General features: G+C 40.4%; 8 protein-coding genes and 1 tRNA gene. 5 read left to right on the forward strand and 4 right to left on the reverse strand.

The window, feature by feature from the left end:
* Positions 1–2 precede the first annotated feature (2 nt).
* The 5 genes from MR054_RS07150 to MR054_RS07170 all read left to right on the forward strand — a co-directional run bounded on the left by MR054_RS07150 (position 3) and on the right by MR054_RS07170 (position 7,821).
* Entirely contained in the window at positions 3–3,296 is a 3,294-nt protein-coding gene (locus MR054_RS07150; protein WP_242157172.1) for an alpha-amylase family glycosyl hydrolase, read from the forward strand.
* Positions 3,296–4,006, forward strand: coding sequence for a hypothetical protein (locus MR054_RS07155; RefSeq protein WP_242157173.1), 711 nt, complete (start codon positions 3,296–3,298; stop codon positions 4,004–4,006). Before MR054_RS07150 ends, MR054_RS07155 begins: the two co-directional genes overlap by 1 nt.
* Before the next feature lie 204 nt (positions 4,007–4,210).
* The gene (locus MR054_RS07160) at positions 4,211–4,390 is read left to right on the forward strand and encodes a hypothetical protein (RefSeq protein WP_242157174.1); all 180 of its coding nucleotides are present in this window, start codon (positions 4,211–4,213) and stop codon (positions 4,388–4,390) included.
* Between the two features lie 161 nt (positions 4,391–4,551).
* Positions 4,552–6,348, forward strand: a complete 1,797-nt coding sequence (locus tag MR054_RS07165) for a hypothetical protein (protein WP_242157175.1) — start codon at positions 4,552–4,554, stop codon at positions 6,346–6,348.
* Between the two features lie 99 nt (positions 6,349–6,447).
* Positions 6,448–7,821, forward strand: a complete 1,374-nt coding sequence (locus MR054_RS07170; protein WP_242157177.1) for a glycoside hydrolase family 88/105 protein — start codon at positions 6,448–6,450, stop codon at positions 7,819–7,821.
* Positions 7,822–8,267: 446 nt separating this feature from the next.
* Here MR054_RS07170 and MR054_RS07175 read toward each other — a convergent pair whose 3' ends face one another.
* From MR054_RS07175 to MR054_RS07190, 4 genes are all read right to left on the reverse strand, one after another.
* Complete coding sequence (locus MR054_RS07175; RefSeq protein WP_242157179.1) at positions 8,268–11,696, reverse strand: DUF5107 domain-containing protein; 3,429 nt, start codon at positions 11,694–11,696, stop codon at positions 8,268–8,270.
* 62 nt (positions 11,697–11,758) lie between these two features.
* A complete protein-coding gene (locus tag MR054_RS07180; protein WP_242157181.1) occupies positions 11,759–13,420 on the reverse strand; it encodes a sulfatase family protein in 1,662 nt (553 codons plus the stop codon).
* Between the two features lie 503 nt (positions 13,421–13,923).
* A tRNA-Ala gene (locus MR054_RS07185) sits at positions 13,924–13,997 on the reverse strand.
* A gap of 153 nt (positions 13,998–14,150) precedes the next feature.
* Positions 14,151–15,455, reverse strand: coding sequence for a hypothetical protein (locus MR054_RS07190; RefSeq protein ID WP_242157183.1), 1,305 nt, complete (start codon positions 15,453–15,455; stop codon positions 14,151–14,153).
* Between the last annotated feature and the right edge of the window lie 158 nt (positions 15,456–15,613).

Genomic DNA, 15,613 nt, shown 5'->3' on the forward strand with positions numbered 1-15,613 from the left:
ATGTGAAAAGACTTTTACTCCTTTTTCTCGGGTTGGTGTCGTTCTATGGGTTTTGTCAGGTACAAAATGTAGAGGTAACCACTTCCCCTGTAGAATTTACGGTAACCGAGGAAATTACAATAACGTTCTCAAATGTCGATCCCACCATTTGGAATGCCAATGAACCGGATAATATTTATCTTTGGGCCTGGTATGACGATTTAAGTGGTGGTGGAGGTGATTCGCCAACCAATGGAGATTGGACCAATTCCAATGAGGCCCAGAAACTAAGCAATAATGGCGATGGCACCTATAGCATTTCATTAACCCCTAGCACGTTTTACGGCACAACAGACATATCGCGTATGGGCGTATTGGTTAAAGCAAAAAATGGTTCGGACACGGGCTCCGGTGAAAAAAAATCGAATGATAAATTCCTTTATCCCGCTACCAATACCATTACCCTAACCGCTCCCACCGCCAATTTAACCATTGTCGATTCCGGTACCTTATTCTCCATTTCGGCTAGCACATCGTTTGTGTCCGACTTTACTTTAAAAGCCAATGGGGCCGTGATTGATATGGTTTCCGGGATCACCCAATACAGTTTCGATTATCTTATTAATGAAGATACTGATTTTGTATTGGAAGCCCATGATGGCAAGGTCCTTCTTACCGAAACCTTCAAGGCCCGTTTAACACCACTCTTTCCGGTACCCGATGGAATGCTGGACGGTTTAAACCCGGACCCTAACGATCCCACCAAAGCCACTTTGGTACTGTACGCTCCGGGCAAAACCACGGTGCATGTTATTGGCGATTTTAACAATTGGACCGAGGACAACACCTATTTGATGAACAAAGATACCGCACGGGACAAGTTTTGGATTGAACTCACGGGGCTCACCCCCCAGTTCAACCATATGTATCAGTACCTGGTGGATTCAGACATTCGTGTTGCAGACCCCTATTCCACAACCATTTTGGCAGAGTCCAACGACCAGTATATCGATGACACGACCTATCCCAATTTACCGGCCTATCCTTCGGGTTCGACCAATCATGCGGTTACTGTATTGCGTACCGGTGACACGCCCTACAACTGGGAAGTCCCTAATTTTCAAAGACCGGAGAAAACCGATTTGGTTATTTACGAATTGCTTATCCGGGATTTTGATGAACTGCATAGTTTTGACGCCGTTAAAGCCAGACTGGACTATTTGGAAACCTTGGGTATTAATGCCATCGAATTCATGCCTGTTAATGAGTTTGACGGTAACTTAAGCTGGGGCTACAACCCCTCATTCCACATGGCTTTGGATAAATACTACGGCACGCCAACGGCCTTCAAGCAACTCATTGACGAATGCCATAAACGCGGTATTGCCGTTATCATAGACGTGGTGTATAACCATGCCTCCGGGCAGAATCCGTTTTACCGCATGTGGAACACGGACAATGGAAATTATAACGGACAACCCGCAGCCGATAATCCGTTTTTCAATGAAACGGCCACCCATGCCTATGCCTTCTTTAATGATTTCAATCACCAGTCCGAGGCCACGCAGTATTACGTGGAACGTACCGTAAAATATTGGATAGACGAATATCATATTGACGGTTTCCGCTGGGATTTAACCAAGGGATTTACACAAAATTGTACCAATCCTGATAACCTGGAAGGATGTACCAATGGCTTGCAGGAAGACCGTATTGAAGTGTTAAAAACCTACGCGGACTATCAATGGGAAGTCGATCCTGAATTCTATATCATTTTTGAGCATTTAGGAGGTATCGAAGAGGAAAAGCAATGGGCCGATTACCGTGCCGATGAAGGCAAAGGCATTATGTTTTGGAACAGACTCGATGAACGGTATGCCCCACTCATTAAAGGCAGCAATAGCAATATTTCAGAAGTATCCTATAAAGTCAAAGGCTTTGATGGTCCTTCTGCCGTATCGTATATGGAAAGCCACGATCAGCAGCGCCTCATGTACGGCGTGAGCAATATTGAAAACGGACTTGACCGTTTAAAAGCGGCAGGCGCTTTCTTTTTTACGATTCCCGGCCCTAAAATGATCTGGCAGTTTGGCGAATTGGGCTACGACATCAGTATCGATTTTAATGGGCGTACCGGTGAAAAACCCATACTTTGGGAGTACTTTGATGATGCCAGGCGTCGCGCGGTCTACGAGAACTGGACCAAACTCATCCAATTAAAATTAAAGGCCCCCGTTTTTAAAACCACAAATTTCAACGTAAACCTATCCAATACTGCAAAGACGATACACCTAACGTTGGACAGCGCCACAGGTGACGAGATCCAGCACGTGACCATTATTGGAAACTTTGGTTCGTCCAGCGCCAACGTTACGCCGAACTTTCAGAAAACAGGGACCTGGTACAACCTCATGGACAAAAACCGGCCTATGGAGGTCACCAATGTGGCCAATCCCATAACCCTGGCACCGGGGACCTATGTTATTTATGGTGATAAACCTTTTATAGACCCCGATGATCTGGATAGCGATGGGGTAACCAATAACAACGATACCTGTGCTGATACCCCTCTTGGAGCTACGGTAAATGCCAATGGCTGTGAAGTATATACCTTACCAGCCAATAATTTTGCATTGCAGATCACCAACGAGACCTGTCGCAGCAGTAACAACGGCGGGGTATCCATAGTGGCAGCAACCCCCTTGGATTATCAGGTGGTCATTACAGGTAATGGTGTTACCATTCAAGATAACTTTACTGCTACCTTCAACCACAATGGTTTGGCGGCCGGTGATTATACGGTGTGTATTACCGTTAACGGGCAACCCGGATTTGAACACTGTTTTGTCATTACCATTACAGAACCCAAAGATCTTGCAGTCCTTTCCAAAGTGAACCCATCAAAAGGTGTGGTTTCCCTAAACTTAAGCGGCAGTTCGGTGTACCATATTACTTTAAACGGTAACCTGATGGAAACGTCCGATTCAACTGTCGAACTCCCTTTACAATCCGGAAGTAACCATTTGAAAGTCGACGGTGACAAAGGATGTCAGGGCACTTATGAGGACACCCTGTATTATGGTGAGGCCATCATGGCCTATCCCAACCCGGTTCGGGAAATTTTAACGGTGTACCTGGGGAATACAAAAACCGAAAAAATCATTCAGCTCTATTCGGTGGTTGGCCAATTGGTCTATCAGGAATCCTCCAGTCAAGGCCGGTTAGCTATTACGATGGCCGGATTTAAAAAGGGTATTTATATGTTACATGTTAATAGTCCTCATGCAAGGAAAAGTTTCAAAATCGTTAAGCAATAATGAACTCTAAATATTACATACTAGTATTATCGATCACGATCCTTATGGGTTGCAGTAGTGGGAGTGACGCTCCGGATCCGGATCCGGGTCCAGGTCAAATCGATCCCCCGGGTATCGCTGCCCTGGTATTTCCGGAACAGAATTCGGAGTGTACCGAAGGCACCAACCCAACCGACACCGAAAGCGATGTGTTGTTCAATTGGAACGATGCACCCCATGCCAACGCGTACCAGTTGGTAGTGAAGAATTTGTCGGCCCAAACCACAGCGCAATACAACACCGCCGATTCACAAATTAACGTCACCCTGTTAAGAGGGACGCCCTATGCCTGGTATGTGATTTCCAAAAATTCGGGAACCCAAACCACGCCGAGTGCCACCTGGAAATTTTATAATGCCGGTGTGGGCGCCTCCTCGTATGCTCCCTTTCCCGCAGAACTGGTTGCTCCACAAATGGGCGTGTCCTTAAATGCATCGACCCCCAATGTGCTTCTACAGTGGTCGGGTAGCGACGTCGATAATGACATCGTTGGTTATGATGTCCTTTTTGGAACGGGTAATCCCCCTACCAACAACCAGGCCACCAATTTAAGCGATTCTGAGTTACTGGTACCGGTAACTTCGGGAGTCACCTATTACTGGCAGGTCATTACAAAAGACGGTCAGGGCAGTCATTCAAGTTCTTCCATATTCGAATTTAAGGTGAATTAATGGACCGCTGAAGGATAAGGGTCCAAATCGTTATTCAGGAAGTCATTTTTACGTTTAGAATCGATGAGGCTCACAAGGGAACATCCATGACCGGTGTGGCATTTTAAAACCTTTGGTTACTTAATAGACAGGCCATCCTTATGGGCATGTTCATTTGTAACCGGGAACCATTCAAAAACTCCTGTAAATTTTTCAAAAACTCCTGTGAATTTTCAAAATTCACAGGAGTTTTTCTCTTATGGATGCCTAAGAAATTTCAATCCCTTCACTACAGATTTCCGAAGGGATGCTTATAAAATAAAATCCCCATGGGAAGCCTGGTATATTGGTGGTCTTAAAGTAGAGATCAAAGAATTCATTTCTAAACTGGCCTTATTGAGATGACACATGAAAATGAAGTAAACTCAAAATTTAAACCCCGGAAAAAAACAGTATCAAGAATTATTTTTAAATTAGACCAATCACTATTTTATTTTGAGGTTTGCACCTTAATTTTCTAGTGAAACTATACAGCGTTTTTAATTTGAACTAAATAAGAAACTATTTTGGAACATAAAGTTACCCGTGAAGAATTTATTAAACTGGGAGGTTTAACATTATTAGGTCTTTTAACGCATGATTTTGCATTTGGCACGTCAACCATGGGCCGCAATGATTCGATTAAATTGGACAAAGACTTATTAAAAAAGTTTGTTGAAAACAACGATATAAAAGTAGACCACATATTAAAAAATAATACCCTTGACCAAATTCAAAAACTTAATAATTTCAGGAATTTAGGTTCAGAGATTTCCATTATGGTGGCTTCTTTGTGTCATAATATGTCTGAGTTTTACAACTCTGAAGTTGTGGTTAAGCGAATTGACGACGCTCTGGATGCCATGCTTCAAGTCCAATATGAAAATGGTACTTTAGATGCCGGAGGTAACAGACAATCCCCACCGGATACCGGATTTATTTTAGAATCCATGTGTGCTTCGGCTACGGTATTACGATTGAATGAGGCCCCGGAATTGCAGCGTCTTAGAGATAAATTAAAAACCTTCATCCTCAATGCCGGAGAGGCCCTGGTTTCCGGGGGGGTGCATACTCCAAATCACAGATGGGTGGTCTCTGCGGCCTTAGCCCATATTAATTCGCTTTATCCCCATCCTAAATATCTGCGACGCATTGATCAATGGTTGGCAGAAGGGGTTTATTTAAACGAAGATGGGCATTACTCAGAACGCAGTGGGGTGTATTCGGCCGTCATAAATAGAGCTTTAATAACGATGGCCAGATTACTAAATAAGCCGGAGTTGCTTGAAAAAGTGACTAAAAATCTAAGGACCTACTATTATCACACAGAACCTAATGGCGATGTGGTATCGGTGGATTCCAGAAGGCAGGATCAGTTCATGACCTTAACCGTAACCCACTTTTACCTACAGTATCGCTTTATGGCGATCTATGCAAAGGATCCCATGTTTGCCTATATGGTAAAATTCATTGAAAATCTACCGGATTTTAAGACCAGTATTTTATCTAAAGATCTGGTGTTATTTATGGCAGACGACTTGCTTCAGCAGGACATAACTGTTGAGCCTAAAGCTGTGAATGACTTTGAAACGTTTTTTGTCTTATCAAATTTAGCACGAATACGACGCGGCAACACGTCCATTACCCTTTTTGGAGGAAACGATAAACCGGTGATGATTGTTTCGGGGAGATCTTCAAATCCCAACTTTTTAATGTACAGGAAGGGAGAGGCCATTTTAAAATACATGCGCCTATCGACTTCATTTTTCAGAATGGGATATTTCAGTAGCGATGGTATAAATAAACAAGGGAATACCTATATTTTAAGGGAAACTAAAAAAGCCTATTATTATCAGCCACTCGAAGAAAAATATCTCAAAGAAGATGGCGATTATGAATTATCCGAGTCGTTGGACAGACGCTTCTGGAATAAGATGGATTTCAAATCCAGAAACGTTAGCGATGTTAAACAACAAGATACGATCATAGAAATTACAGAAAATAATGGCACACTGGATTTGGATTTTAAAGTAGAAGGGCCTCCCCATGTTGAAGTGACCATAGAGATGTGTTTTAAGGAAGGTAGTACATTTACGGGAGCAGACAGGGATGCCGATGGAAACTATTTATTAAAATCCGGTTTTGGTGAATTGTCAGTGGGCTCGGATGTCATAAAAGTGGGGCCGGGAAAGATAGCCCATGTGAATGTGAATAGATTAGACAGTGAGCAGTACACCTATCATCAAGGAACCCTGCGTACCGATGGTGTTCATGTTTATATTACCGGCTTTACGCCATTTTATCATAAAATGACTATCGGATAACAGCAAGAAGATCCAGTATTTATGGTTATGGCTGACTATTTTCTAATCCATACCTTGTATTACGATCCCTCGACATAACAAACGCAAAACAACGAATCAATGAAGACAAAACTATACCCCGTTAAGGCCTTATCAAAATTTATCGTTTTAACGGTTATCACCTTTACAGGCCAAGTGATATCAGCCCAGGATACACCCATCAATGATGTGACGAATCCTTTGCATCTCATGAAACCGGATTATCCAACACTTTACGGACCACCAACAGCCGAAAGTGTAAAAGCAACTATTGGTCGTGTATATACCTTTCTAAATGATGCGACACCGGCCAGACTCATGGACCGCAGAACTAAAAAGGAATTGAACAATTTTAAAGAACTCAATAATCATACTGTTTTCGCTGAAGGGCTTTTCCGGCTGACCAGTTATGAATGGGGGGTGACTTATGCAGGCATGATTCATGCCGGTAAAGAAACCGGAAATGAAAAATATACGGACTACTCCAGAGAGAGACTAAACTTAATTGCCCATCTGGCAGACTATTTTAAAACCCAAAACACCCATAATGAGGCCGACGATTCTCCGGTGCATTCTGTTTTAAATCCGGGAGCACTTGATGATGCCGGGGCTATTTGCGCGGCCATGATAAAGCTTAATCGCATGGGAATGGGGGATAATTTAAGACCCTATATTGACAACTTCATTGATTACATAAGTTTTAAACAATTTCGCTTAACCGATGGCACCTTGGCCAGAAATCGTCCGCATCCCCATACACTGTGGCTGGATGATTTATTTATGAGTGTCCCTGCATTAGCTCAGATGGGAAAACTTACCGGTGAAAAAACCTATTATGACGATGCCGTGAAACAGGTTATCCAGTTTTCGGACCGTATGTTTAATACGGACAAAGGGCTTTACATGCATGGTTGGGTTCAGGATATGGAGGTACACCCGCAATACCATTGGGCTCGTGCCAATGGTTGGGCAATCATGGCCATTGTGGAATTATTGGATGTCCTTCCAAAAGAGCATACAGGCTATCCTACTGTTTTAAAGCAATTAAACTTACACGTAGAAGGTTTGGCCGCCTATCAGGATCAAACGGGTTTTTGGCATCAATTAATAGATCGTAACGACAGTTATTTGGAAACCTCCGCCACGGCTATATATACCTACGCCATGGCACGCGCCATTAATAGGGGGTTTATCGATAAGACCGCCTATTCCCCTGCGGTTCTTTTGGCCTGGAATGCCGTATCCACAAAAGTTAATGAAAAAGGCCAGGTTGAGGGAACCTGTGTGGGAACCGGTATGGCCTTCGATCCCGCATTCTACTACAATCGTCCTATCCATGTCTTTGCCGCTCACGGTTATGGTCCGGTCATTTTAGCCGGAGCAGAAATTCTAAAACTTATAAAATACAATGATTTTGAAATTAATGACGCTTCACTGCAATTAAAACATAACTAATTTTTATGTTGCAGCATTATATTTAGAAAGATCCTGGAATTGATCAAATTAACCGACTCCCTATCGGAGCGCGTATTATACACCTGTGATTAAATGGGGCCTGCCCATACATTAAAGACCTTGTACCGTAAAGTAATACACATAACAAGGTTAACTGACTTTCGTTTTTTTTATTGATTTACCCGTTGTCATTTTGATTTATAGGTTACAAATAAATGTCAGTTCGAGTGATTTTCGATAGAAAATTGTATCGAGAACACTAGTTTAAGAACTAAAATTTGATTCTCGATACCTACCAAAGACAGGCAGGCTAATTTATTTCATTTCCATTCGTAAAATTCACTCGAACCTGCCCGTCCGGTCAGGCGGGTTGACAAATTTTATTCAAAATACTCAACGAGTTTGATTTATAATTTTAAATGGACTAGTCTGACAACATAAAACGCTTAAAATGAACCCATATCTTCCATTTCTACTTTAGCCCATAAATTACTTACCGACAATGCTATAGCTTTTTCCAAATCCTCCTTTGCCTTTGAGGATTCGCCGAGACCTTTGTATCCTAATCCTCTTAGGGTATAAGCTCTGGAATTTTTAACATTGTCTCTTTCTCTTTCTCCAAAAATGGCAAAGTAATTATCTGCAACTTCATCATCTGCATTTAAAATCGCATTGCCTGCTTCAATCAATTCATTAAAAATGGCATCTGCTTTAGCCTTATGGTTAAGCTCTAAATTACTCATCCCCTTATAATAGGTCATGATACCTGATCGCCTTGATGTTTCCTCGTTAATTGCCAGATTATAAAACGATTTGGCGGTATGCTTCTCATTTAAGGCATCATAGGCTTTACCAATAAAATAATTCACTTGAATATTTCTGTTTCCTGACCTGGCACTTCCTGCCTCCTCATCTGGAACCCGTGCCATTAAAAAATGTGCTAAAGCCTTATCATACGCCTTTTTGGCCATGTATTGCAAACCCATTGCTAATTGTGCATCAATAATGACTTCACGTACTCTGGAACTTCCTTCGCGATAACTGAATACTTTGTCTTTTAATAGGGCAACGGACTGCTCTGGTTTTCCTGCCAATGTAAGCACGGTAATTTGATGTATAAAGGCATCATCACGATCATTGACTGCGGATTCGTTACCTTCAAATATCTTTAATCTGGTTTTTATGGGACTGTTATTCAATTCATATAAATTATCCAGTTCGGTATATAAAATGGCATCACTTTTGTTAAGATCCAGTGCTTTTTCATAATAGGGAATCGCTTTTTCAAAGTCGTTGTAATGCCTGTAATACCCCCATCCCAAATTGCGATAGGCCATATATAAATCCGGTTCATTTTTTATAGCATTCTCCCAGTACTCAATTGCTTTTTTTGGCTGCTTGTTATACAATATATTTCCAAGATAATAATAGGCCTTACCGTCTCCCGGATTATACTCTAGTGCTTTATTTAAAATTTTAACGGTCTCCAAACGATATGGAAAAACATAATCTGTCGATAGATTTTGCGCTTTTTTAAAAAGGGCAGCGGCTTCATTTTTATGACCCCATTCACTTTCAATGAATCCTAAATAATAGTGTATAATGGGATCTGCTCCCTCATATCCCAAGAACACCTCTTTTGCTTCTTTGAGCATACCCTCATTCATATAGCCTACACCAAGTTCGAGATAGTTTTGATTGAAGTTCCTCATTTTTTTCGTGAACGACGCCTTTGCCTTTTCGGCCATGTCAGCGTTCCCGGACGCTTTGGCGACGAGATAGGCTTCATGAGCCATTCTAAAATTAAGAGGGTCGGTTTCCAGATTATTTGAAAGGGTCTCACCGGCGCCCTCAAGATCTCCCAATTTTCTTTGAATGGAAGCTTTTAAGCCAATAGCTCTGGTATTTCGGGTATTTGTAGATAAGGATTCGTTTATTTGATGAAGTCCTTTTTCAAAATCCCCGTTGATACACGAAATCTGAGCCAACTCGAAATAAGCAGCGGAGTGATAGGCATAATCCCAGGTAGCACGATATAATGTGTCAACAGCTTCATCATACAGCTCCAGTGCTTTTAAAGTTAAGCCTTGAAGATACAATGCTTCACAATCTTTAGGGCGAGTATAATCGGTTGTCAACCTTTTTATCGCCGTTGAAAAATAGGTTCTGGCCGTCTTGTAATCGCCGTTTTTTAAATATTGATTGCCAATGGCGGTGTTGGTTTGCACATGATTTGGGTCTCGCTTGAGCACCTCTTCGTAATATTGATCCGGATTTTTATAGAATTGCTCCATTCTACTGGCTGTCGTATATAATTCGTCTACCGTTTCAATATCTTCTGGAAGGGGCGGTCGTTTAACTTCTTCCGGTAAATCACCAGACGTTTTCTTTTCAAGAGGCTTGTAGGATATGATGGTCGTATTCGTTTTTAAATCAACCATTTCGGTATACAAATCGGTTTCATTAAAATCATCTTTCATTTTAATATATTGCGCAAAGGCCTTATCCGGGGATATCTGTATATCCTTTTGATAGACGACTTCACTCCCTTTTTTAAGGATAACCCTTGCGTTTTCTAATTTCTGAGTGGAATAATACCCAAGGAAAACACGATTCCCCTTTCGCTTTTCAAGATTGACAGCTGCATCAAGATTCGCATTTTTAAAGCCTTCAATATCTTTTACGGGATACCAGTATTGTTTCCATCGTTTAACCTCATAGGGTTTAATCCATGTATAATCCGGTTGGTTGTCTGAATAAGCGCCCACCATGATTTCTACATAGGGTCCACTGGTCTCGGTTAAGCGCCCTTCGGTGGCTTGCCCTACGGGTCCTGAGCCCCACTCCCAGCATTTGGCCCCTTTAACAATATTATGGTCTCCAATATGTACGGTACCCGTATTGGTTCCATGGTCGTAGCCTCCCATAAAATCTTCTTGTAAATCCCAGGCAAAAAAGGATGCGGATTGCTTAACATTTTTCCAGTAACTAATATCTACACCTTTGGTAAAATCCTGTCCTTTGTATTCCACCGTTGAAAAAGGCCATTGCGTGAAATCATTTTTGGAATGAAAAGTCGCAAATTCTACACTAGGAGGAAATATGATCTGATAGTTTTCGTTAGTGTGTGCCGCCACATTTGCCCAATATAAGAAGGTATTGGTATAGGGTGTTGGATTGTATATTGACAGCTCTGCTTCAAAATAAGATTTGCCAGGATGGACGGTAATTCCAACAGTCCAACGCATACGATGGCGGGGTTCGGTTTCTCCTATAAAAATGGTTTTACTGCCATCTTCATGTACTGCCGTACTGTAATCCATCGGTAACATGGTTGACGGGCGATGATGATGGAACACACACCATTCAATGCCCCCTGAAGTCCAGGCACCAGTCATCCCAATATTTGAAGGTTTTACTTCATTGTTTTTATAAATAAAATTGTAATCATTGGATTTATCTGTGGCATAATATAATTTACCCCCCATTTCAGGGGTGATGCCCAATGCTATATATTCGTTCTCCAGCTTCAAGGTTTTCCATGCCTGTATTACTTTGGTTTTAGAAATAACGTCATTTAAGGCATAGGGGTAGATCACTTTTCTGGCCCCCTGATAGTTTTCTCCGGTGTAGAAATAGGGTGCTTTTTCTGAAGCCTCTACTTTATATGTTGGCAACTCCCACATCTCCTCAGTCATTTTTACTTTGTCTTCTGCCAAGGATAATTCTGACGTCCTGATATGAGAAGAATGGTGTCCAGAAGAACCGGAATTATCTTTTTTATCGGTCTCTTGAGCTGAAGACTCCTGCCCCAATACAAACAGGAACGTTAAACTAACAAATGAGATTCTAAATACTTTAATTAAATGATTCATGGTTTTTAATATTAATGTAATCTGTTAATGTTGCACCTTTATCTGCAACGGGTCCTAATTTATTAATTGAACAGAGACTTCGACGCCTTTAGTTCTTTCCACTTGTCCAAATTCCATTGCACAGGAGGAAGAAAACTATGAGAGTCTTCAAAATAGAGTCTCGATAATTCTTTCACCTTTTCGGGCATCTCTGTTACAAGATTATTGCGTTCAGCCGGATCATTTTTAATATCAAAAAGTTCCATAATGGGTTCCCGGCCCGCCATGTGTTCTAAATATATACCGGGCTCCAATTTACCAGTAAAGCGTAACAGATAGTCCTCCTTGATGATTACCCAGGCAGGGGGTGCAAATTCCCTTTCAGTGGTGTGTGTTTTTGTGGTTTTTTCAATTAAATACCCCCATGCCGAGGAATGAATGCCAGACCAAACCAAATAATCATGAGGCGTATCATTGAACTGTCCTTTTAATACCGGTAACAAGCTTTTACCATCCAAACGATCCGGAGTACTTAACCCTGTTGCCTCCAATAAAGTGGGCATGATATCCAGCGTAGAAACCATATTCCGCATAATACCTGATTTTCTGATTCCTTTTGGCCAGTGGATAAATAGGGGAACCCTGAATCCCCCTTGATAATAATTTCCTTTATGACCAGAAAAAGGAGCGTTGCCTGGCAGTGGTGATCCCGTTTTATCACCATTATAACTCCCTGCTGCCATAGCCCCATTATCGGATGTAAAGACCATAATGGTATTTTCATAAATTCCCTTTTTCTTTAAAAAATCTACAATCCGGTTAATATTATAATCGACGCCATAAATATGCGCATAAAAATTATTGAGATGAAACGACTCGGAGTTAAATCGTTTTAAATACAAATCCGGGGCTTTGGGCTCCAGCGAATCATGAACCGCATGATAATGCAACTGTACATAGAATGGCTCCTTCCGATTAACCTTTTCCTTCATAAAGTCCAGTGCTTTGTCGGTAAAAACATCCGTATTGTATCCCTCCTGCTTGCCTGCATGCTTAAAATTTTCCCATACCAGAGTAGAGTTATAAAACTGACTGGCCCAGTAGTTATACCCGTAATAATAGTCAAATCCGTTATTTAATGGGTTTTGCTTATTGGTTACTGAACCTAAATAGCCACTATTTTCTATTTCTTTATACACATCCGGATATTGATCACGAATCGTTCGTCTACTCAATTTTTCATAGATCCCGTTTCGCTTTAAAATATGAGGTATGATTTTCTCGTCGTGTTTTCCCAAATGCCATTTCCCAATATGTGCGGTTTTATAGCCTGATTGCTGAAATGTCTCAGCCAAATGAGAACCGGGAACTAAGCCATGCGATTCAGCATCTTCAAGAGTATACACCCCCCATTTATTTTGCAGGGTAGCAGTTGCTATTCCCAAACGTGATGGAGAACACAAACTACTTGACGTATACGCTTTGGTAAATAAAACACCATGCTCCACCAAAGTGGTTATCGTTGGAATTGCCAGTTTTGTAAATTCCAGAGCCTTCTCTTTTGAATACCCCTGCAAGCTATCTTCCAAATGTGCAAAAAAAGGATTAAAGCCATTGACCGTCAACGTATCATTATAAACACCAAACTGGCCATAACCCAGGTCGTCCATCATTATAAATAGTACATTTGGCTTTTCTTCCATTTGCGTACATCCCAAAAGAAATAGTGATAAAAATAGTGTCATTGAAAGTCGTTTCATTTTCATATACCTTTCCCTTGTGATGTTCAATTCAAATTCATTTTGATTTTTTTTCAACACATCATTTAACATCCGCGTGGCTTTGTGTAGCGTCAGCTCAATGATTATTGGTTAAGGAATAAAGTTAAGCAATAGATCATTAACTTGAAAGCATGTTTTCAAGGCTTTATTACAAACCTTAAAAAGTAACCATTACGGCAAAAAAGAAATCGGTCAAGGACATTAAAAGACAAACCGGAAGAGGGTTCTCATCAGAAGAGAACATCGGGCACCTCATCGTGTCCCCTATAAAAACAACAAAGCCCTTCAATTTCTTGAAAGCTTTTGTATAATTCAGTGGAGAAGACCTGCCTGCCGGCAGGCAGGTCGGGCTCCCTTCGGCTTCGCTCAGGACAGGCTTCCTGCCATAGGCAGGTGAACTCGCCCAATCACGAAAACCCCTATTAACTAAAAAGACCCCAAAAAAATGGAGTCTTTTTCATTAACCGTGGAGAAGATCGGGCTCGAACCGACGACCTCTTGACTGCCAGTCAAGCGCTCTAGCCAACTGAGCTACATCCCCATATACTGTATTTACAGGGTTTACAAGCATTTAAAGGCCAATTGCAATGACCTTGCAAAAGGGTAATTACTTGCAAAACTTTGCAAATGTATACATTTTTATGCAAAAACCCACCACCAAAACCCACCACCAAATGATTTTTTACGGATTTATTTAGTTTTTTAAATACTGCCCTATTTTGTCCTCAAAAGATTCATCAACATCACTAATGTTTAAGTAAAATTCCTTGTTGTTTTCCATAAACTTAGTTAACTCTTTATTGTTTTTCCAAAGCAGTACTCTTCCATTTAAAACATTTGCTCCAGAGTAAACAAGCATATGTCCCAAAAACAAGTCTCGCTCTAGAGGTTGAATTTGAATCGAGAATTGGGAAAAAGAGCTATTCTTTTCACTAAACTCAGAAATGAGATAGTTTTCAGTTCTACTAACCCTACCAATCCCTTTGAAATTGGTATTATTTACTTTAAACTTTAACTCCCCCAGCTCATTTAAAATTTGAAAAGAAACTGGTATCAAATAGTTATTTTTATCCAAGTAAAACCCCAGATAACTACCAATTAAAAAATTAACAATTTCAAGCCTATTTAAAGAAATGGAGAGGTCTGAATCCTTATGGGGTAAAATTCCATCTACTTCCATCCGCTGAGAATATAAATAATGATGAAAAATTGGATTTATTTCTGAACTTCTAACTTTTTCATTTTGTTCCTCTGACGTATTTACCTGTTCAAAAACCAATTTCCCAATAACTGGATTGTTATTTCTGTCAAATCCACAGTAGGCTCCCAGAAGAACTGGTTTTGTTTGCATCTTGTTTCCATAAAATAAATTAACAAAACACTCTTTGTTCAAACTGGAATTTTCTTTGCTAAAGTAAAAAGATAATGCGCTTTCTCCTGTTGGCACGCATTTTCCGTAATAAGTATAGAATGTCGGCTCAAAGCTCTTTTCCCAGTACAAAATCTCCCAAGAGGCAGTTTTCATTTTGTTTATTGTGAACTTTGATTTAATATAATACTGTCTGTCTTCAACATAATAGCCAATGTAATATAGAGAGTCAACATCATTAGAGGGCTCATTGAAATTTCTGCCTTCAAGCTTTCTTGTTTCAGAACTTATAAATGGCGAATTGTTCAAATATTCGCTATAGTTATCGTAACCCGCAGTTAAAATCAAAAGAGACAAATAATCTCGTCTAAGCTTTAGGTACTTACTATTGCCTTTTTCAATCTCTCTTATTTTATTGTATAAATATTTGCCATTTATCCATTGACCTGTGATTTCAGTAATATAATCTTTTAAGCTAGGTCGCCTATCATCATAGCTTCCAAAACCATACAATTGAAATACGGTAAGAGTTTTAATTTCAAGGGAATAATGTTTCGCAAATGTCGTTAGAAGCTCTTTGTGAAGACTTAACATGAAATCGTTCGAAACTTGAATTCCTCTAGTATTCATAATATGAAAATTATCAATACCAACGAATATAGGGATATTCCAGTTAAATTCCTATTATAAAAAAATAATATCAAATTAACAGGAATGATGGAATAAACAGGTTTTAGTTAATAGTTTTACCAGCGTAAATGATTTAACTAACTAAAAAACTTTACAAA

Source organism: Aestuariivivens sediminis, from assembly GCF_022662105.1.
Taxonomy (GTDB): domain Bacteria; phylum Bacteroidota; class Bacteroidia; order Flavobacteriales; family Flavobacteriaceae; genus Aestuariivivens; species Aestuariivivens sediminis.

Bases quoted from the DNA above. Each gene is read 5' to 3' on its own strand.
- MR054_RS07155 (WP_242157173.1), top strand. From the start codon at position 3,296: ATGAACTCTAAATATTACATACTAGTATTATCGATCACGATCCTTATG.
- MR054_RS07170 (WP_242157177.1), top strand. From the start codon at position 6,448: ATGAAGACAAAACTATACCCCGTTAAGGCCTTATCAAAATTTATCGTT.
- MR054_RS07175 (WP_242157179.1), bottom strand. From the start codon at position 11,696: ATGAATCATTTAATTAAAGTATTTAGAATCTCATTTGTTAGTTTAACG.
- MR054_RS07180 (WP_242157181.1), bottom strand. From the start codon at position 13,420: ATGACACTATTTTTATCACTATTTCTTTTGGGATGTACGCAAATGGAA.
- MR054_RS07190 (WP_242157183.1), bottom strand. From the start codon at position 15,455: ATGAATACTAGAGGAATTCAAGTTTCGAACGATTTCATGTTAAGTCTT.